Below are 19,060 nucleotides of genomic sequence, written 5' to 3' on the forward strand. Positions count from 1 at the left end.
TGTGGCGTCGTTTTGAAACGCCTTTTGGCGCTGTGCCGTAATCAGCAAGGGACGGGCCAGTTTGGGGGTATTAAAAATTATTATTTTAAATCAGCTTATTAAGGTGAATCTGATGCTATTGCGGTGCGGTATATTTTGTTGATTTGTGAGTTATCTCGCACATGATTATTTGCTGTTTGTGTGGATATCCATACAAGTTGGGTGTGGCATCGTCTCAAGCAAAAAGCCCGCCTAGCTGGCGGGCTCTTCATTGCTGTTGCTGCGGGTTTTTCTGAATTCGGAGGGGGTGATGTCGTATTTGGTCAGCTTGTCATAGAATGTCTTGCGCGGGACGCCCAACGCGCTGACGGTTGTGGTCACGTTACCGCGATGCTCGCGAAGGGCCTCGGTGATCAGGCTTTTTTCAAAGGCCTCGACCTGCTGGGGCAGCGTCAATCCGCTTTGCGGTGCCGCGTCATTGTCGCTTGCCAAAGGATCAAGACCAAGAACACGACGTTCGGCAGCGTTGCGTAATTCGCGGACATTTCCCGGCCAGTCATAGGCCGTGAATTGCGCCATTTCAGCAGGTGTTACCAGTTTTACCGAGCGGTCGAACCGTTTGGTCGCATCCCGGGTGAAATGTTCGAACAGAAGCGGGATGTCATCCTTGCGGTCGCGCAGCGGCGGGATGTGAAGCTGCACGACATTTAGCCGGTAATACAGATCTTCGCGGAATTCCCCGCGTGATGATGCTGCCCGAAGATCGGTTTTGGTGGCGGCAACCACACGCAGATCAATCGGTTGCACCCGGTTTGACCCAAGCCGTTCAAGGGCGCGTTCCTGCAAGACACGCAACAGCTTGATTTGCAGGGAAAGCGGCATGCTTTCGATCTCATCAAGGAAGATCGTACCCTTGTCGGCAAACTCGAATTTACCGATGCGTTTGTGATCGGCACCGGTGAATGCACCGGCCTCATGACCAAACAGTTCGGATTCAATCAGGTTTTCTGGCATGCCGCCGCAATTGACCGCAACGAACGGGCCGCTACGCCCCGACATTTCATGCAAATTGCGCGCAATGACTTCCTTGCCTGATCCGGTTTCACCATTGATCAGGACATGGGCATTGGTGCTGGCAATATTGGCAATCAGGGTGCGCAATTTTTCCATTGCCGGATTGCGGCCGATGAAGTCAGACGCATTTTTCGTATGTTTGGCGAGCTCGATGCGCAGTGTTCTGTTTTCAAGGATCAGGCTGCGATGTGCCATTGCTCGCCTGGTCGCATCCACGAACATGTCCGGGGCATAGGGTTTTTCGATAAAATCGAATGCCCCGTTTTGCATGGCCTTTACCGCGGTTGCGACGTCGCCATGCCCGGTAACCATAATCACCGGCATGTCGGGGTCGATTTTTTTGACCTCGGTCAGGAATTCCAGCCCGTCCATTTTCGGCATGCGAATGTCAGAGACGACCACACCGGGCCATCCTTTGCGCAGGCGGGCAAGGGCGGATGTGGCATCGGCAAAAAGTTCGACCGGGATGTCTGCGAGCTCAAGTGTTTGTTGTGCGGCTTCACGCACATCGGCGTCGTCATCAACAAACAGAACACATTCGGCGGTGGCGGGCACTGGCGTATCCTTTGATCCTGATACCGGATCAGAAAGCCGGTTTGCGGTCAGGCCTGATCCCCATGCACATCAAGAGCAGATGCGATTTGATTCTGGTTTTTATCAGGCCCTGCATTTCCCGTCGAGACACTGTTTTCCCGGCTCTCCTCGCCAACACCATCATGGCGAAGCTCGATGATAAAGGATGATCCGCCAGTTGGGCGGTTTTCCGCACGGATGGTGCCGCCAAAGCTTCGAATGATGCCATAACAGATTGAAAGACCCAGTCCCAAACCGTCGCCAAAGGGTTTGGTGGTAAAGAACGGGTCGAAAAGTTTCGGCAGGTTTTCGGGCAGGATGCCATGCCCGTTATCCTTGACCTTAACAAGGACACGGTCTTCACGCTCGATAATCGAAATCTCGATTTTGGCGTTTTCGATACTGTTGCAGGCATCTGCGGCATTGCTGATCAGATTGGTAAAGACCTGTGTCAGCTGGTTGGCCTCTGCGATGACGGGGCGAATATTTTCATCGTGGGTCATAACAATCTCGGCCATGCCGGCACGACCGGTTTCATGAACAAGATCAATCGCCGTTTGCATCTGTTTGGGGACGTCAACCGGGTGATTGTCCTGTTCGGGACGGCGCGAAAATGTCTTGAGGTTGTTCGTGATCCGCCCCATTCGGTCGGTCAGTTCCGAGATGCGTTGCAGATTGCGGCTTGCCGTTTCTTCATTGCCGCGCGCAATGAATTTAAGGGCGTTTTCGGCATAGCTTCGAATGGCGGTTAGCGGCTGGTTGATTTCGTGGGCAATGCCCGCTGACATCTGACCAAGGGCTGCGAGTTTGCTGGTCTGGACCAGTTCTGCCTGTGCTGATCGCAAGGCATCTTCGGTACGGGACCGTTCATTGATTTCCTGGGCAAGACGCAGGTTGGTGCTCATCAGATCGGCGGTACGAAGGCGAACCTGACGTTCGAGCTCGCGCTGTGACCAGTCACGAATTTCAAGTTGTTCAAGCATCGCGCGTCGGCGCTGCAAGATGATAAACACCAGACCGGTGAAAATGATATGCGCAGCACCGCCCATCAAACCGGCACTGATGATCGAACGATCCAGTGATGATTTGTCGGTCAGCAAATACATCCGCCACCCTTGTGTTGGCAGGGTGCTGCCCGTCACAAGATAGGTGGTTTTCGCCAGTTCGGGTTTGGCTTTTTCGGTGCGGAGCTGACCGGTTTCGGGCGCGGGGGAGATGTCTTGATCGCCCGCATTGCGTGGTGTTCCGCCAAGTGTAAGGGTCCCAAGGTCATTGCCTTTTGGCCAGTCACCGGAAATCAATGGCATCGGATCAAGTGAATGGTCACCATATTTGCGTGAAGCAATGATCCGCGGTCGCTCCTTTGTCGGCAATCCGTCAAGATCGCGGAACCGCCATTCAGGATGAGACGCAATAATGACGATACCGTTTTCGTCGGTGACAAGAACGCTTTCACTGCCCCTTGCCCAGCGTTGCACAAGGGCCTCAAGATGGGTTTTGACCACCATAGCCCCCTGAAAGGTCGTGCCGTCCGGGCGGACCGGATGGGAGATATAGTAACCCGGAACATTCGATGTGATACCAAACGCAAAATAATGACCGGTCATGCCCATGCGGGCTTGCTGGAAATAGGGGCGGAATGAAAAGTTGCGCCCGATAAAGGATGCCTGGCTGTTCCAGTTGCTAGCGGCAATAGTCGCACCACTCTCATCCATGAAATAGATATCAGATGCGCCACTGTCTGCCGTAAGCCGTTCAAGATAGACATTAACCGCCGCTGCGGTCGCCGGATCGGCCCCGAGAGCGAGATCAATGATGCGTTTGTCCGAGGCCAGCGTGATCGGAAGATATTCATGTTCCTTGATCGCGCCCTGCAGGTTGGAGCGATAAAGTTCAAGCTTGTTCCGGCCATCCTCGCTGATGTCGACAAGTTTGGTTTCGCGCCAGAATTCGGTCACCATCCATACAGTGACCGGCAGCAAGGCAAGCAGGATGCACAGGACAGTTCTTGAAGTTCTTTTGACCGATACCGATGAGCCGAGCATTCTGCCTGCGCCTGAGTAATAAGTTTCCCATCCTAAAGAATAGGTAGGGGCGAATGATTAAATTACAAAAATGTTTCATTGCCCAGCGCCAATTTCATGACTTTGCGTGGATGCTTGATAAACCCATAATCTGACTGTACCTATCAGATCAGCATCCATCGACCCGGACAGGCAAAAACGATAATCTGTTTTGTGCCATCGTCGAAAAACAATAATCAAATCAGGAAAGTTTCCCTGAATGACCGAGCAAGACACGCATCTGATATGGGTTCTGGCCGATGATCGGGCCGGAAATGTCAATCAGGCAATCGGTGTCGCCGAGGCATTGGCGCAACCCTTCAAGCGTATCGATATCGGTTATACCAAATGGGCGCGTCTGCCAAACTTCATCCGTGGATCAAGTTTGATCGGTGTTGATATGTCTTCGCGCACCAGATTGACCGCGCCTTGGCCAGACCTTGTGATTTCTGCCGGTCGCAGGACTGCGCCGATCGCCAGATGGATCAAAAAGCAAAGCCGGGGTCACAGCCGCATCTGCCAGATCATGCGTCCGGATGGTGGCGAAGGTGCGTTTGATCTGATTGCGGTTCCTGCGCATGACCAGATCACGATCCGCGAAAATATTGTCGAAATTCCTGGTGCCCCGCATCGGGTCACCGAGACGCGTCTTTTGATCGAGGCCGATCAATGGCGCCCTGTTTTCAAGGGGCTGCCGTCACCGCGTTTTGCCGTCATTGTCGGGGGCAATACCAAGAAGACAACATTTACAAGTGTGATGGCCGACGAGCTGATCTCAAAGGCAATCGAGGCCGCCCAGGCTGTCGATGGCAGCCTGATGGTCACGACAAGCCGACGCACGGGATCTGAGAATGAAGCCCTGATCGCAAGTCGTCTGGAAGCATCGGGGCTTGCCTATCACTATCACGACTGGACATCGCAGAACGAAAATCCCTATTTCGGATATCTCGCACTTGCCGATGTGGTGATTGTAACCGGTGATTCCGTTTCGATGTGTTGTGAAGCAGCGGCCGCGTCCGGTGGGGTTTATATCTATGCGCCCGATGGATTGTCCTCGGAACGTCACCGACGGTTTCAACAGTCGCTCTATGAAGGGGGCTATGCCCGGCCGATGCAAACCGGGACCGAGCTTGTGCCGTTTCATCATCCGTCTTTGCAGCCCGCACGTCTGGTTGCACAGAGATGTCTTGAACTTCTAAGTGCTGCGGAACTTCAGGACTCCATATAACGCCTTGATTGTTCAAGGGGTATAAGGTCTATTCGGTGCGCCCCAACCAGTCAGGATTAAACTGAATGTCCGCCGCCCGTCACGATCCGTCCCCGGTAAACCCGAATGCTGCCCCCGCACTGTTTCCCCGCCAGATTGCTGTGATGACTTTGGCGCTTGTCGCCTGCAGCTTTGCGGGCAACCATGTCGCCGCACGGCTTGCATTTGAAAATGGCACCGGGTTGCTGCTGGCGGTTCTGTGCCGATCAGGTGTGGCGTTGCTGATCCTGATTTCGATCATCACCATGCAGCGTCATTCCATTCGCCTTCCCAGGCGATTGGGACGGTGGCAATTACTACTTGGTCTGATGATCACGATCCAGAGCCTGTGCCTCTATTCTGCGGTCGCGCGTGTACCTGTGGCGCTGGCCTTGCTGACGGCCAATACGTTTCCGATCATTCTGGCCCTTTTGACATGGGGGCTGGGTGGTGCGCGCCCGACACTGAAATCAGCTGCTCTGATGCTGTTCATTCTTTCGGGGCTTGTCCTGGCGCTTGATCTGCCGGGGATCCTGGGGGGCGGTATTGCTGTAACTGATGAATGGTGGCTTGGCATTGTCTTTGCCCTGATGGCCGCAACCGCCCTGTCGGTGGCGTTCTGGGTGACCGATCACAAGCTTGCTGCTTTGAATGGTTCTGTTCGGTCCATGTTTACGATGGTAGTAGTCTTTATCGCCATGATCATGGCCGGAATCGGTGATGTACTGCCCGGTGGCATGGCAACACCGCAAGCCTTGCCGGGCTGGATCGGACTTGCCGTTCTGGTCACGCTTTATGGCAGTGCGTTTTCCGTTCTGTTCATCACCGTGCCGCGACTGGATATGGCGCGCAATGCGCCGGTGATGAATGTCGAGCCGATTGCGACCCTGCTGTTTGGCTGGGTGGTGCTTGACCAGATGATCAGCCCTATCCAGATGGTTGGCGGCCTGATTGTTGTCAGTGGCATTGTCATTCTGACTTTGCGCAAGTCTGCATAGTCCGGGGCATTGATTTCAGGCTTCTTTGACGCAGTTTGCGACAAAGTCGATAAAGGCGCGAACACGGGTGGCAAGATGATCGTGACCGGCCCAGACAGCATGCACCGTTTCCACGTCATCCGCAGTCCAGTCTTTAAGAATTTCGATCAGCTCACCACGGTCGATTGCATCCTGAACATGAAAATTGCCAATCCGGGCTATGCCGATACCTGCCAGACACATAGACTTGACCAGCGGGCCGTTGTTTCCCAGAAAATCACCACTGATGGTTTGTTCAAAGCGTCGATTGGTTTGTGGATCGGTGAATGGCCAGAAATTCCGACCCTTGATGAAACTGAAGCGTAGGCATTTATGATGGGCGAGGTCGGCCGGTGTTTGCGGGATGCCATGTTCTGCCAAATAGTCCGGGGATGCGACGATTTTGCGCTTCGTTTCAAGAAGCTTGCGCGCCATCAGGTTGGAGTCCGGTAACAAGCCTGAACGAATGGCAATATCAGCACGTTCTTCCAGTAAATCAACAATGCCATCGGTCTGGGTCAGTTCAAGCTCGATGTCGGGATATTGACGCAGAAAACGCGGCAGGTTGGGCACAATGAAAACCTGTGCAAAGGCGACAGATGCATTAACGCTAAGCTTGCCACGTGGTGCAACCTGACCGCCGCCGCCGATCAATCGGTCGGTTTCATCAATCTGATCAAGAATGGTCCGGGCACGGCGCAAATACATTTCGCCTTCAGGTGTCAGTTGCAGCTGGCGGGTGGATCGGACAAGCAATCTTGTGCCAAGGCGGTCCTCAATGCGCGTGACCAGTTTGCTGACGGCGGACGGAGACATGTGCAAATCCCGTGCGGCCTGGGAAAAGCTACCATGCTCGATGACTCTGACAAAGGTCTCCATTTCACCTGCGCGATTGTCCAATTGTGCCTCATCTTTGAATTGAATTCATATATGGTTGTCGCGCAATCCAGATTATCGCGCAAGGTTTTGCTTGGCATAGTCACACCAAATTCCGGGAAATCCCGATGAAACACAATTATCCGCATCATCTGCGGAAGGAGAATTTGGATGCCACTTGCCTTGTTTGCGTTGACCATCGCAGCCTATGCGATCGGGACAACAGAATTTGTGATCGTCGGCCTGTTGCCGACGGTTGCAACGGATCTTGCCGTGACCTTGCCGATGGCGGGCCTGATCGTCAGTGTCTATGCTCTTGGTGTTACTTTTGGTGCACCGATCCTGACCGCGCTTACCGGTGGGATGAACCGCAAATCCCTGATGTTGGGATTGATGGGGTTGTTCATTATCGGGAATGCGATTGCAGCACTAAGTCCGAGTTACGAGCTGCTGTTGGTCGCAAGGGTGATTTCCGCCTTTGCACATGGTGTGTTTTTCTCGGTCGGGGCGACGATTGCAGCGGACCTTGTTCCGGAAGATCGTCGGGCATCGGCAATTGCCATGATGTTCATGGGGTTGACGGTTGCAATTGTCACCGGTGTTCCATTGGGAACATTTATTGGTCAGATGTTCGGCTGGCGCGCGACATTCTGGGGAGTTGCCCTTCTGGGGGTTATTTCCTTTGTCGGGATTGCGGCATTGCTGCCCGCGAATCTCAAGCGTGGTGAAGCGGCAGGGCTTGGCGATCAGCTCCGTGTTCTGGGCAGTGGGCGTTTGTTGATTGTCTATGGCATGACGGCACTCGGCTATGGCGGGACATTCGTTGCCTTTACCTATTTGTCAGCGATCTTGCAGGAAATCACCGGCTTTACCGAATCATCGGTCAGTCTGATCCTGATCTTTTACGGTGTCGCGATTGCCATTGGTAATCTTGCGGGTGGGAAGCTTGCCAACCGCAATCCCATCCGTGCCCTGACTGGATTGTTTATCTTGCAGGCGGCAGTCCTTGTTCTGTTCAGCTTTGCTGTCATTTCGCCGATTGCGACGATTGCGACCTTGGGGGCGCTTGGGTTCCTGCAATTTGCTAATGTGCCGGGGCTGCAGCTTTATGTCGTGAAACTGGCCAAACAACATCGCCCTAATGGTGTGGATGTCGCTTCTGCACTCAATATCGCGGCGTTCAATCTTGGCATTGCTCTTGGCGCCTGGATTGGTGGGCAGATTGTCGCATCAAGTCTGGGATTGGTCGCGACGCCCTGGATTGGTGCCATTCTGGTTGTTGTTGCACTTGGTTTGACTGTGTTGAGTGGATCGCTTGATCGACGTCACGAGATCAGTCTTCAGCCTGCCCGGTGAACGCATTCCCGCCTACGAAATATTCCACAGTTTGAAACGCAAACATCAAATGGATGTTTGCCATCAAAACGCAACAAAACGAGGATTGAAAATGTTTGATGTAACCGCAAATGGCGCGCGCATTCCTGCGCTTGGATTTGGGACGTTTCGCATCGCCGAAGATGATGTGAAGCGCATCGTCCCGCAGGCTCTGAAAACCGGATTTCGTCATATCGATACCGCGCAGATTTATGAGAATGAGGCCGCAGTGGGCGAAGCCATCGAAATGTCAGGTATTCCGCGCAAAGACATATTCCTGACCACCAAGGTCTGGGTCAGCAATTACCGTCATGATGATTTCATTGCGTCTGTTGATGAAAGTCTTGGCAAGTTGCGTACAGACTATGTTGACCTTTTGCTTTTGCACTGGCCGAACAATGATGTGCCGCTGGCTGAGCAGATAGGCGCACTTAATGCCGTTCACAAGGCCGGGAAGGTCCGCCATATCGGGGTGAGCAACTTCAGTACCGCTCTGATGGCCGAGACGGTATCGCTTTCAGATGCTCCGATTGTAACCAATCAGGTCGAATATCATCCGTTCCTTGATCAATCCGTTGTGATGGATGCGGCAAACAGGTTCGGGATGTCTCTGACCAGTTACTTTGCCATGGCCGATGGTAAGGTATTTGAAAATGACACCCTGAAAGAATTAGCCGCCGATCACGGAAAATCGGTTGCGCAGATAGTTCTCCGCTGGTTGATCCAGCAAAACAGTGTGGTTACCCTGTCCAAAACTGTTGACGAGCACCGGTTGAAGGAAAACTTCGATATCTTTGACTTTGAACTGTCGAGCGCGCAAATGACGGTCATTCACGATCTTGCTGATGCAAATGGCCGCATCGTCAGTCCTGATGGGCTGGCGCCGCAGTGGGACTGATCTTTTCAACTCCGTTCGATCAATGAAAAAAGGGGCCAATTGGCCCCTTTTGTTGGATTATTCAAAGGATCAAACTGCCTGGGAGTGTCGACCATGTGCGGGATCAAGGTAAGTATCAAACGCTGCACAGACAGCACGCACCAAAGGACGTCCCGTTTCGGTCAGGGATATGTTATTGCCGTTAACTTCGACGATGTTATCGGCGCTCATGGCGCTGATGCGTTCAAGTTCGGGCGCAAACCGGTCCGCCGATGTGCCAAACTGTGCGCAGACGACATCAAGATCAACGGTCAGGTTGCACATCAATTCATTGATGATTTCGCGGCGCAGCTTGTCGCTGGCTGAAAGGGCGACGCCTTTTTCGATGGCGCATTTGCCGTCTTCGACATTGCGTTGCCAGCGCGCAAGGGCCGGATCATTTTGCGCATATCCTTGCGGCAGGGATGAAATCGCCGAAGGGCCAAAGCCGATAAGCGCTTCTGCGCGATCGGTGGTGTAACCCTGAAAGTTGCGGTGAAGTTTCCCGTTTTTCAGGGCAATCGCCATGCTGTCGGCTTCATGGGCAAAGTGATCAAGCCCGATGGCAACATATCCGTGCATGGCAAGACGGTTCTGGATTTCCTCATACTGGGCCCAGCGTTCCTGCGTGTTTGGCAGGGCTTCTGTCGGGATCAGTTGCTGATGTTTTTTCATCCAGGGAACATGGGCATAGCCAAATACAGACAAGCGATCAGGGCGCAATGAGACGGTTTGATCAACCGTTTCGCGCAATGTTTCAAGAGTCTGAAACGGCAAGCCGTACATCAGATCGACATTGATACCGGTAATGCCGCGATCACGCAGATTGGTAATCACATCGCTGACCAGTTCCATGCTCTGGATGCGGTTGACGGCCCGTTGCACAGTTTCATTAAAGTCCTGAATACCGATGCTTGCGCGGTTGAAGCCGAACTCGATCATGGCATCCATGAAATCGATTTTGGCTGTCCGCGGGTCCATCTCAACGGCAATTTCGGCATCGTCAAGAATATCAAGCCGGGCCCGTATGGTTGTCATGATCGCACGCAAATCATCGGCTTTCATGATGGTTGGGCTGCCACCGCCAAAATGGATATGTGAAACGCTGAATTTCTTGCCTGCGGGAAGCTTGCTCAGCGTGCTTTGGATTTCGCCAACCAGTGCGTCGACATACCCGGCGACCGGTTTGTAGTGTTTTGTGATCTTGGTGTTGCAGCCACAAAACCAGCACATTTCCTGACAATAGGGGACATGCAGATAAAGGGAAAGCGGCTGGTCGGGATCAAGGTCACCAAGCCATCCTTCAAATACGTCACCATTTACGCCAGCATGGAAATGGGGGGCGGTCGGATAGCTGGTATAACGTGGCAGTCGCAGATCGTATTTTTCGTAAAGTGCAAGCTGCATGACGGATATCCCGGTTAATTCGTTCTATCCGTCTTTTGCATTATTCCAATCTGGGGTGCCTTGATGTGCGTCAAGCAGGGCTGCCTGAATATCTAGAGATGCTTGAAAGCGGAAATCAGATCGGCCCGCAGGGTAGCAAGACGATCGCGACCTGCATCTTCTGCATATGGCTGAGCCGTTCCAACGCCCCAGATCGGGCCGGGCCATGCCGGATCGTTCTTGAAACGGCCAACGACATGGCAATGAAGCTGCGGAACCATATTGCCCAGCATGGCAACATTGGTTTTGTACGCTTCAAAACGGCGCTTGATCACTTTCGAAACTGCCGCGACCTCGTTGCCAAGGGTGATGCGATCCTCGGTGCTCAGATCATCATAATCAACAAGATCGGGACGTTTGGGCACAAGGATCAGCCAGGGATAACGCGCATCATTCATCAGCAGCACATGCGACAACGGACCATCGGTCACAAGGGTCGTGTCAGCGGCAAGTTGGGGATGAAGGGCAAAGGCGTTGTTCATGCTTGGGGCCTCTATCATGATCACAATAGACCGTTGTTATAGCGACAAGGTGCGGGCTTGTCTTGGGTTGCGTGTGCATTCGAAGATCACAAGCAAAGGTCTGGACGATATCATGAGAAAACCGAATTTATCAGCATGTCCGGTCGGTGGCATCTGATCAGGGACACGACCGGGCCGGGACAGAATCCTTGCCCGGTCGTATGATTTCATGCAGCGTTTCTTGTGCTGTGTTTCCTGATCAGCTTGTTTGCAATTTCGATTGTTTCTGCCTCTGCCATGGCAATTGATCGTTCGGTGCGATCATCGCCGAACTCATCATATTCAATTGCTGCCCCATAGCTGTCCGTAATGCCGAGATATTCAAGCGGTGCAAAAAGGCTGCCTTCGACAAAGTTCAAATGCGCGACCCGGCCGCCGGGGTCATAGCCGTAATCTCCGCGGGAGGACAAAACGACAACTGATTTGTCATCGGTTATCATCGGCCAATAGGGAACACCATCGCGTGAGCGGTCAAAGCCGAATGTTTTCCCGACGCGAACAATGTTGTCGACCCATGCCTTCATCTGGGCGGGCATGCCGAAATTATACATCGGGACACCGGTGACAATGACATCAGCCGACAAAAGTTCATCAACCAGAAGATCGCTTTCACGAAGGACGTCATGCATCCAGTCTTCGCGATCATCGGGTTTGGTAAATGCAGCATGGACCCAGTCACCGGTGACGGGTGCTGGCGGATTGGCACCGACATCACGATAGATAATCTCATCATCCGGGCGAAGGGCGCGCCAGTGTTCGATGAATTTGGCCGACAGGCGGCGGCTGTGGGATCCGTGAGGTTTCTGATCGGAACGACCGGGACGGGCGCTGCTGTCGATGTGAAGAATTCTGGTCATTTTGGGGCTCCATCTGATGATTCTAATTCATCTTTGATTGGGTGATGACCAAAACTTGTCTTGTTTTTCAGGTTAGTGCAAAATCGAATTCTTCACGTATCAGATGAGTTAAATTCATCCATATGTCTTTGCCGCCCCTTGCTGCCTTGCGTGCGTTCGAAGCCGCCGCCCGCCATCAAAGCTTTAAAAAAGCAGCTGCCGAAATTGCCGTGACACCAACGGCAATCAGTCATCAGGTGCGCCTTCTTGAGGAAACTCTTGGTGTGCGCCTGTTTGATCGCAAACCAAGACAGGTGGTGTTGACCCTGGCCGGACAGGAACTTTACCCGGTGCTTCGCGACGGGTTTGTCTCCTTTGCAAATGCAATTGATCGTGTTCGTCGCCGCAAGACATCGCGCGGTTTGACCGTCTCGGTTCTTCCGTCCTTTGCCGCCAAATGGCTGTTGCGCCGTTTGCCGGATTTTCAAAAACGTCATCCTGACATTCATCTGCATCTTCATACCTCGGCAGAGGTGGTTGACCTTGCAAGCGGGACGGTTGACGCAGCGATCCGGTATGGCCGTGGCCCGCATCACGGGCTTGTGGTTCAAACGATGTTTCGCGAAACTTTCGCACCGCTTTGCAGTCCGGCGTTGGGTATTCAAGGCTTTGATGATCTGTCCAGGGCAACCTTGCTACATCTTGACTGGTTAAATCCTGATGACGTTACCCCGACCTGGGAACGCTGGGCTGAGGTCAACGGGGTGAAGGGGCTTGGAACATCGGGCGGGATCAGCTTTTCTGATGATACGCATGCCATTCAGGCCGCCATTGCCGGGCAGGGCGTGGTTCTTGCCAGTCCCGCCATGGCCCGCGAGGAGATCAATGCCGGTCTGTTGACCATGCCCTTTGATCTGTATCTTGAAGGTCACAATTATCACTTCGTCCATACCGGGCGCGGCAATAACCGGGGGGAGGTCGAGATGTTCGGGGACTGGCTTTTGGCCGAAGTCAAAAAATCACAACTGCATCTTGAGAATTCACTGATTGATGATTGACCTTGTGTGGCGCATGGGAAACCATACCGGATAATTTTCACTCACCCGTCAGGTGCGATATGCCACGCTTTGCCGCCAATCTTTCATTTCTGTTTGCCGATCTTCCATTCGAGAAACGGTTTGCTGCTGCGGCTGAGGCGGGGTTTGTCGGTGTCGAATATATCGGTGCCTATGACATGCCGCTCTCAACGGTCAAATCGCTTCTAAAGGATAACGGGCTGGAACAGGTGCTGTTTAATCTTCCGGCTGGCAACTGGGAGGCCGGTGACCGGGGTCTTGCCTGTCGACCGGGGCGCGAGGACGAATTTCGGGATTCCGTGATCAAGGCGCTTGATTACGCGGCGGCAACCGACTGCAAGATGCTTCATTGTATGGCCGGTGTGATGGGACAGAACGAGAATTCCGGCGAGCTGGCCCGTCTTTATTGTGACAATCTGCTCTATGCTGCCGATCTTGCCGATCAGGCGGGAATAGATATCCTGATCGAGCCGATCAATCCGATTGATATGCCGGGTTATCTTTTAAACTCGGTCGAGCAGGCGGCGGTTATCCTGGAACAGCTTGCCCATCCGCGGCTTAAGCTTCAGTTCGATATTTATCATGCGCAAATTGTTGGCGGGAATATTGCCGCCCGTCTGGACAAGCATCTTGACCAAATTGCCCATATTCAGGTGGCCGGAGCACCGGGGCGACATGAACCCGACAGTGGCGAGCTGAACTATCCATTCCTGTTTTATATGCTTGATCGCATTGGCTATGACGGCTGGATCGGCTGTGAATACAAACCGCATGGCAGAACCGAAGACGGGCTTGGCTGGGTCCGGCCATGGATGCCAAAGCCTGATGCCTGAGCCCGTCCTTTGCCCAAATTTTAGCGGCTGATCCTATTCGATCAGGATTGCGCGAAAATCATTCACATTGGTCAGGGTCGGGCCGGTAATGATCAGATCATCGATCCGGGCAAAGGCGCTATAGGCATCATTATTGGCAAGATATTCACGAAGATCGATGCCAAGCTCTTGTGCCTTTTTCCAGCTTGTCCCATCCATGATCGCACCGGCATTGTCTTCGCTGCCATCAATGCCATCTGTGTCAATGGCAATGGCGCTGAACCCCGGCTGATCGCGCAGCTGGATCAGAAGTGACAGCAAAAACTCGCTGTTGCGGCCGCCACGGCCGCCTTTGCTTCGAACCGTCACGGTGGTTTCTCCACCAGAAAGCAGAACACAGGGTTTCGCGGCGGGTTGTCCGTGATTGGAAACCTGATGGGCGATACCGGCATGCATGATGGCGACTTCGCGAGATTCCCCTTCGATGGCATCGCCAAGGATCACCGGGTTCAGCCCCATGTCGCGGGCAACCGATGCGGCGGCCTCAAGACTGTCTTGCGGGCGCGATAGCATGATTGTCTCATGCCCGTCAAAGCACCGATCATCGGGTTTGACGGTTTCATCAGCAGCACTGCGAAGAAGCGTTTCGGCGGCTTCGGGAATGTCGATCTGATAGTGGCGAATGATATCAAGCGCGTCCTGACCCGTGGTCGGGTCTGCAACGGTCGGGCCCGATGCAATAATCGCCGGGTCATCACCGGGAACATCTGACACCAGATATGTCAGCATGCGCGCCGGTGCCGCCACCTTGGCAAGACGTCCGCCCTTGATCGCCGAAAGGTGTTTGCGCACACAATTCATTTCCGAAATTGTCGCGCCACTGCGCAGAAGCGCCTTGTTGATGGATTGTTTGTCATCCAGTGTCAGTCCCGGACCGGGCAGGGCCAAAAGGGCCGAGCCGCCCCCCGAAATCATGCAGACAACCAGATCATCCGGGCCAGCGGATTTGACGATTTCGAGGATGCGTTTTGCGGCTTCTTCGCCTGCGGCATCCGGTACCGGATGGGATGCCTCGACGATTTCAATTTTCTCGCATGGAACAGCATGGCCATAACGGGTTACGACCAGCCCCTCGAGATCACCTTTCCATGCCTGTTCAAACGCGCGCGCCATGTTCGCCGATGCCTTGCCAGCACCGATGACAATGGTTTTCCCCTTTGGCGGTGATGGCATGTTGAGCGGGATCTGAACGCCCGGATCAGCTGCCTTCAGTGCGGCATCCATCAAAGCCAGAAGTTTCTCGCGCGAGGTCGTCATGTCGGTTTTCCCCTGAATGGATTTGTTTTGTTATCGGCCCTGTTGTTTTTTGCGATCAGGTTGATTGCTTGTCCGAGGCCGTTTTAAAGAAATCAAGTACCGCCTGAAGGTGGTTGGACATTGCCTTTTCCGCGGCATCCGGGTCACGGGCTGCAATTGCTTCGATAATGTCGCGGTGGTGATCCTGTACCATGCGGTCGAAGGACGGGCCGCTCATGGAGTTAAACCGGATTTCAGTCAGTGCTGCTTGCAGCACATCGTGAAGCATCTTCATCACGTGATAATAAATGATCGATCCGGTGGCGCGGCCAATCATCATATGCAGGCGATGATCGTCATCTGCACGGTATTTGGCGGCACGCCGCGGATCATGTGCCTGTCGGAAGGCCAGACGCAGCAATTTGATATCTTCATCACTGGCATTGATGGCAGCACGGCGGGCAGCCCATGTTTCAAGCGTACAGCGGATTTCCTGCAGATCGCGCAGATTGTTGATCGAATCGCGCACCAGATCGGTCATCGCCGTGTCCATGTCGATCCCGGTCGATGACAGGATTTCCGTACCACCACCCTGAACCGCACGGAGATAACCGCGCGTCTTGAGCTTTTGCAATGCCGCGCGAACCGAAACCCGGCTGACTTTCATGCTTTCGGCAAGCTGACGCTCGCCGGGCAGTCGGTCACCGGGCAGGAAAATGCCGTCCGAAATCTTTTCAAGAATCTGATCTGCGACCTGATCGGCAATCCTTTTGGGGCGCTTGCCTTCCTGATCGTCGTTTACGGCTGCTGGTTTGGCAGACGGCATGTTGGGTTTACTCCAATCGTTTTCTTCTATGCCAACGCGGTTGCTCAAGCGGTTGCAACGTGATCCTGAACGTAATGGTCATACCACTTTACGGGATGTTTGCGATGGACGCAAAGCGTCGATGCGCGAAGTGATGGCATAATGCAGGGCAAATCTTGTCTCGGGATCGATAAATTGATAGTTCAACAGATGTCGGACGGATCACAGGCACCGCTTCTATCGGGACAGTGACCTGTCGACAGAACCCGCCACCACACAGCAAATACCGACTTTCAGGAGAATATGCGTGCCTCACCATGCAGGGACCTTGTTGGGTCAGGATGATCCGGCCCCGTTCGAAATTTTGAATGAAGCAGGCAAGGGGCATTCGCTTTTTGTCTGTGATCACGCATCGCGCGTTATTCCCAAAAGTCTCGGTACCCTCGGTCTGCCCGAAGAAGAACGCAAACGCCATATCGGCTGGGATATCGGCGCACGCAAGGTGACAGAGATTCTGGTTGACCGTTTTGATTGTCCGGCGGTTCTGGGGGGATATTCCCGTCTGGTGATCGATTGCAACCGTCAGCTTTGGGACCCGACCGGAATGCCTGAAATTGCCGACCAAACGGTAGTTCCGGGCAATAAGAATATCTCGCCGACGGAACATATGAAGCGTATTCGCGAGATTTTCCTGCCTTATCACGGTGCGATCGAAGAACGCATTGCCAATTTCCATGCGCATAAAATCGTCCCGGCCCTGATTGCAATCCACAGCTTTACGCCCGTGTTCCAGGGCTTCGAACGCCCATGGGAAATTGGTGTTCTTTGGGATCAGGATGATCGTATTCCGGTGCCGTTGCTTGCGAAATTGCGTGAACAGAACCCGGACCTGACCATTGGCGACAATGAACCCTATTCCGGGCAGCATATGGCCGACTACACTATTGATCATCATGGCGAAGCAGGGGGATTGCCCTGTGTGTCGATTGAAATTCGCCAGGATCTGATTGATACTGATGAAGGTTGCGAGAAATGGGCAAAGATCCTTGGCGATGCCTTTGTCGATATCCTTGCCGACCCGAACCTTTATAAAATCCGGAGAGACTGATTTGGTTGGGTCCAGTGCACAGGAACCGGGATTTTCCATCGGCATCGAAGAAGAATTCTGGCTTGTTGATCGCCACAGCCGCGATCTTGCCAAGGACCCGCCCGCCGATTTCCTGAAAGATGCGAAGGCAAAGCTTGGCGATCAGGTTTCAAGCGAATTCATGCGCTGCCAGGTCGAGATCGGAAGCAAGGTTTGTAACAGTGCGGCCGAGGCCCGGCAGGAACTGACACATATGCGCTCGACCTTGTGTGAAGTCGCTGGGAAGTATGATATGGCACTGCTTGCCGCATCTACCCATCCGTTCGCGCAGTGGGATAGTCAGAAACATACCGATGGCGAACGCTACAACACGATTGCGCGGGACTTGCGTACTGTGGTTGATCGGCTGCTGATCTGCGGGATGCATGTCCATATCGGGATCGAGGATAATGATCTTCGGATCGAACTGATGGCACAGGCCAGCTACTTCCTGCCGCATTTGCTTGCATTGACGACAAGCTCGCCATTCTGGCGGGGCAGGGACACGGGGCTTCAGACCTTCCGGCTTTCGGTGTTTGATAATCTGCCACGCACCGGTTTGCCCGAAGTGTTTGGTTCATGGGCGGAATATCGCCGCCATGTCGATATGCTTATTCAGGCAGGGGTGATTGAAGACGGCACCAAGCTCTGGTGGGATCTGCGTCCGAGTGACCGTTGGCCAACGCTTGAAATGCGTATTGCTGATGTTTGTACGGATCTTGAAGATGCGATTTGCGTCGCATCCATTACGCGTTGCGTGATGCGGATGCTCTATCGGCTGCGGCGTAACAATCAGCGCTGGCGGATTTATTCCAACATGCTGGTGCGCGAAAACCGCTGGCGGGCCTGCCGCTATGGCAGTGATCCGGGTGACAAGGCAGGGCTTATTGATTTTGGTCGCGCAGAGATTGTCCCTTATGCCGATCTGGTTGAGGAAATCCTCGAGCTGATCCGGCCTGATGCAGAATTCTTTGGGTGCGTGGCCGAAGTCGAACATGCCCGCGAAATCATCCATCGTGGTACAAGTGCCCGGCGCCAGCGCGAGATTTACAATGCCGCAATCGAGCAGGGGGCAAGCCCGAACGACGCATTGCTTGCCGTGGCAGACCGTCTGATTGAACGAACAGTGCCTGGATCGGGAATTGCGTCCTAACGACACTTGTCAGCAGGCAATCCATTGAGTATCGTCGCGCCGCATTAAAAATTTCGCGCACCGGATATCCGCTGTGCAATCCATCATCGGAGAAGAATTGATGACCGAAGTCGGTGGTATCGCAGCCGATCAGCTTGCGAGCTATGTAGAGCGTATCGAACGCCTTGAGGAAGAAAAAGCCAACCTGATGGCTGACATCAAGGAAGTCTATGGCGAAGCCAAGGCATTGGGCTATGACGTGAAAATCCTGCGCCAGATCATCCGCCTGCGCAAAATGGAAGACCACGAGCGCACCGAACAGGAAGAAATCCTCGAGGTTTACAAACGCGCACTGGGCATGAGCTGACACTTTTTGTCAGTAGACATACACGATCCCATGAAGCCCGCTTTCGAGCGGGCTTTTGTTTTTGTAAGATTTCGCCATGGAAACAAGAACCCGCCCCCAAATCACATCTGAAGTCACAGCTGGCGTCTGTCGGCTCTTGTATCATCACCAGATGGCTTGTTTGACAGAGCTGCGTCTGGGTAATGGTCGGCGACTGGATGTTTTGGCATTGGGGGCAAAGGGGGAGTTGTGGGCGGTTGAGGTCAAATCTTCTGTGGAGGATTTCCGGGTCGATCAGAAATGGGAAAGCTATCTTGATTATTGCGACCGATTTTTCTTTGCCGTGCCGATGGAATTTCCAAAGGAACTGATCCCTGACAATGTTGGTTTGATCGTTGCAGATCGATATGAAGCCGCGATCATCCGACAATGTGAGGAATGCTCACTTTCTGCTGCAAGGCGCAAAAAGCTTCTGATTTCGTTTGGTCAAACCGCCGCTACCCGTCTTCAGGGTGGGGGAGGTGATGCGGTGTTCATCACCTGATCT

General features: G+C 53.5%; 18 protein-coding genes. 10 read left to right on the forward strand and 8 right to left on the reverse strand.

Annotated features, from left to right (window positions below):
- Positions 1-231: 231 nt before the first annotated feature.
- Positions 232-1,608, reverse strand: a complete 1,377-nt coding sequence (locus ACTU44_RS09870; protein WP_462097328.1) for a sigma-54-dependent transcriptional regulator — start codon at positions 1,606-1,608, stop codon at positions 232-234.
- A 47-nt stretch (positions 1,609-1,655) separates the two neighbouring features.
- Positions 1,656-3,671 carry a sensor histidine kinase gene (locus tag ACTU44_RS09875; protein ID WP_336080532.1) on the reverse strand — a complete coding sequence of 672 codons (2,016 nt, stop codon included), beginning with the start codon at positions 3,669-3,671 and terminating at the stop codon, positions 1,656-1,658.
- A gap of 238 nt (positions 3,672-3,909) precedes the next feature.
- Here ACTU44_RS09875 and ACTU44_RS09880 point away from each other — a divergent pair, with 238 nt between their 5' ends.
- Both ACTU44_RS09880 and ACTU44_RS09885 read left to right on the forward strand, forming a co-directional pair.
- Positions 3,910-4,917, forward strand: coding sequence for a mitochondrial fission ELM1 family protein (locus ACTU44_RS09880; RefSeq protein ID WP_336080533.1), 1,008 nt, complete (start codon positions 3,910-3,912; stop codon positions 4,915-4,917).
- A gap of 65 nt (positions 4,918-4,982) precedes the next feature.
- Positions 4,983-5,933: an EamA family transporter gene (locus ACTU44_RS09885; protein ID WP_336080534.1), complete on the forward strand. Its 951-nt coding sequence runs from the start codon at positions 4,983-4,985 to the stop codon at positions 5,931-5,933.
- Between the two features lie 15 nt (positions 5,934-5,948).
- Here ACTU44_RS09885 and ACTU44_RS09890 read toward each other — a convergent pair whose 3' ends face one another.
- Positions 5,949-6,830, reverse strand: coding sequence for a LysR family transcriptional regulator (locus tag ACTU44_RS09890; protein ID WP_462097436.1), 882 nt, complete (start codon positions 6,828-6,830; stop codon positions 5,949-5,951).
- Positions 6,831-6,998: 168 nt separating this feature from the next.
- On the opposite strand from ACTU44_RS09890, the gene ACTU44_RS09895 reads away from it, so the two are divergent.
- Together ACTU44_RS09895 and ACTU44_RS09900 are read left to right on the forward strand one after the other, a co-directional pair.
- Positions 6,999-8,183 carry an MFS transporter gene (locus ACTU44_RS09895; protein ID WP_462097329.1) on the forward strand — a complete coding sequence of 395 codons (1,185 nt, stop codon included), beginning with the start codon at positions 6,999-7,001 and terminating at the stop codon, positions 8,181-8,183.
- A gap of 91 nt (positions 8,184-8,274) precedes the next feature.
- Positions 8,275-9,099 carry an aldo/keto reductase gene (locus ACTU44_RS09900; RefSeq protein ID WP_462097330.1) on the forward strand — a complete coding sequence of 275 codons (825 nt, stop codon included), beginning with the start codon at positions 8,275-8,277 and terminating at the stop codon, positions 9,097-9,099.
- 69 nt (positions 9,100-9,168) lie between these two features.
- Here the strand turns inward: ACTU44_RS09900 and hemN are convergent, their stop codons facing one another.
- The 3 genes from hemN to ACTU44_RS09915 form a co-directional block, all read right to left on the reverse strand.
- Positions 9,169-10,524, reverse strand: a complete 1,356-nt coding sequence (gene hemN / locus ACTU44_RS09905; protein ID WP_462097331.1) for an oxygen-independent coproporphyrinogen III oxidase — start codon at positions 10,522-10,524, stop codon at positions 9,169-9,171.
- Positions 10,525-10,616: 92 nt separating this feature from the next.
- Complete coding sequence (locus ACTU44_RS09910; RefSeq protein ID WP_114098722.1) at positions 10,617-11,045, reverse strand: HIT domain-containing protein; 429 nt, start codon at positions 11,043-11,045, stop codon at positions 10,617-10,619.
- A gap of 206 nt (positions 11,046-11,251) precedes the next feature.
- Positions 11,252-11,941, reverse strand: coding sequence for an FMN-dependent NADH-azoreductase (locus ACTU44_RS09915; RefSeq protein WP_462097332.1), 690 nt, complete (start codon positions 11,939-11,941; stop codon positions 11,252-11,254).
- 122 nt (positions 11,942-12,063) lie between these two features.
- Between ACTU44_RS09915 and gcvA the strand changes: the two genes are divergently transcribed.
- Both gcvA and otnI read left to right on the forward strand, forming a co-directional pair.
- Positions 12,064-12,978, forward strand: coding sequence for a transcriptional regulator GcvA (gene gcvA, locus ACTU44_RS09920; RefSeq protein ID WP_462097333.1), 915 nt, complete (start codon positions 12,064-12,066; stop codon positions 12,976-12,978).
- Positions 12,979-13,037: 59 nt separating this feature from the next.
- Complete coding sequence (gene otnI / locus ACTU44_RS09925; RefSeq protein WP_462097334.1) at positions 13,038-13,829, forward strand: 2-oxo-tetronate isomerase; 792 nt, start codon at positions 13,038-13,040, stop codon at positions 13,827-13,829.
- A 33-nt stretch (positions 13,830-13,862) separates the two neighbouring features.
- Here the strand turns inward: otnI and ACTU44_RS09930 are convergent, their stop codons facing one another.
- Positions 13,863-15,125 carry a glycerate kinase type-2 family protein gene (locus tag ACTU44_RS09930; protein WP_462097335.1) on the reverse strand — a complete coding sequence of 421 codons (1,263 nt, stop codon included), beginning with the start codon at positions 15,123-15,125 and terminating at the stop codon, positions 13,863-13,865.
- 55 nt (positions 15,126-15,180) lie between these two features.
- Complete coding sequence (locus ACTU44_RS09935) at positions 15,181-15,930, reverse strand: FadR/GntR family transcriptional regulator (RefSeq protein ID WP_114098716.1); 750 nt, start codon at positions 15,928-15,930, stop codon at positions 15,181-15,183.
- 286 nt (positions 15,931-16,216) lie between these two features.
- Between ACTU44_RS09935 and ACTU44_RS09940 the strand changes: the two genes are divergently transcribed.
- The 4 genes from ACTU44_RS09940 (at position 16,217) to ACTU44_RS09955 (ending at position 19,057) form a co-directional block, all read left to right on the forward strand.
- Entirely contained in the window at positions 16,217-17,017 is an 801-nt protein-coding gene (locus ACTU44_RS09940) for an N-formylglutamate amidohydrolase (RefSeq protein ID WP_462097336.1), read from the forward strand.
- Position 17,018: 1 nt separating this feature from the next.
- Entirely contained in the window at positions 17,019-18,188 is a 1,170-nt protein-coding gene (locus ACTU44_RS09945; RefSeq protein ID WP_462097337.1) for a carboxylate-amine ligase, read from the forward strand.
- A gap of 100 nt (positions 18,189-18,288) precedes the next feature.
- Positions 18,289-18,534: a DUF2312 domain-containing protein gene (locus ACTU44_RS09950; RefSeq protein WP_007090950.1), complete on the forward strand. Its 246-nt coding sequence runs from the start codon at positions 18,289-18,291 to the stop codon at positions 18,532-18,534.
- A 76-nt stretch (positions 18,535-18,610) separates the two neighbouring features.
- Positions 18,611-19,057, forward strand: coding sequence for an MmcB family DNA repair protein (locus ACTU44_RS09955; protein ID WP_462097338.1), 447 nt, complete (start codon positions 18,611-18,613; stop codon positions 19,055-19,057).
- The last annotated feature ends 3 nt before the right edge of the window (positions 19,058-19,060 follow it).

The organism is Thalassospira sp. SM2505, from assembly GCF_054901115.1.

Coding starts and splice junctions, on each gene's coding strand:
- ACTU44_RS09875 (WP_336080532.1), bottom strand. CDS start 3,671: ATGCTCGGCTCATCGGTATCGGTCAAAAGAACTTCAAGAACTGTCCTG.
- ACTU44_RS09880 (WP_336080533.1), top strand. CDS start 3,910: ATGACCGAGCAAGACACGCATCTGATATGGGTTCTGGCCGATGATCGG.
- ACTU44_RS09885 (WP_336080534.1), top strand. CDS start 4,983: ATGTCCGCCGCCCGTCACGATCCGTCCCCGGTAAACCCGAATGCTGCC.
- ACTU44_RS09890 (WP_462097436.1), bottom strand. CDS start 6,830: ATGGAGACCTTTGTCAGAGTCATCGAGCATGGTAGCTTTTCCCAGGCC.
- ACTU44_RS09895 (WP_462097329.1), top strand. CDS start 6,999: ATGCCACTTGCCTTGTTTGCGTTGACCATCGCAGCCTATGCGATCGGG.
- ACTU44_RS09900 (WP_462097330.1), top strand. CDS start 8,275: ATGTTTGATGTAACCGCAAATGGCGCGCGCATTCCTGCGCTTGGATTT.
- hemN (WP_462097331.1), bottom strand. CDS start 10,524: ATGCAGCTTGCACTTTACGAAAAATACGATCTGCGACTGCCACGTTAT.
- ACTU44_RS09910 (WP_114098722.1), bottom strand. CDS start 11,045: ATGAACAACGCCTTTGCCCTTCATCCCCAACTTGCCGCTGACACGACC.
- ACTU44_RS09915 (WP_462097332.1), bottom strand. CDS start 11,941: ATGACCAGAATTCTTCACATCGACAGCAGCGCCCGTCCCGGTCGTTCC.
- gcvA (WP_462097333.1), top strand. CDS start 12,064: ATGTCTTTGCCGCCCCTTGCTGCCTTGCGTGCGTTCGAAGCCGCCGCC.
- otnI (WP_462097334.1), top strand. CDS start 13,038: ATGCCACGCTTTGCCGCCAATCTTTCATTTCTGTTTGCCGATCTTCCA.
- ACTU44_RS09930 (WP_462097335.1), bottom strand. CDS start 15,125: ATGACGACCTCGCGCGAGAAACTTCTGGCTTTGATGGATGCCGCACTG.
- ACTU44_RS09935 (WP_114098716.1), bottom strand. CDS start 15,930: ATGCCGTCTGCCAAACCAGCAGCCGTAAACGACGATCAGGAAGGCAAG.
- ACTU44_RS09950 (WP_007090950.1), top strand. CDS start 18,289: ATGACCGAAGTCGGTGGTATCGCAGCCGATCAGCTTGCGAGCTATGTA.
- ACTU44_RS09955 (WP_462097338.1), top strand. CDS start 18,611: ATGGAAACAAGAACCCGCCCCCAAATCACATCTGAAGTCACAGCTGGC.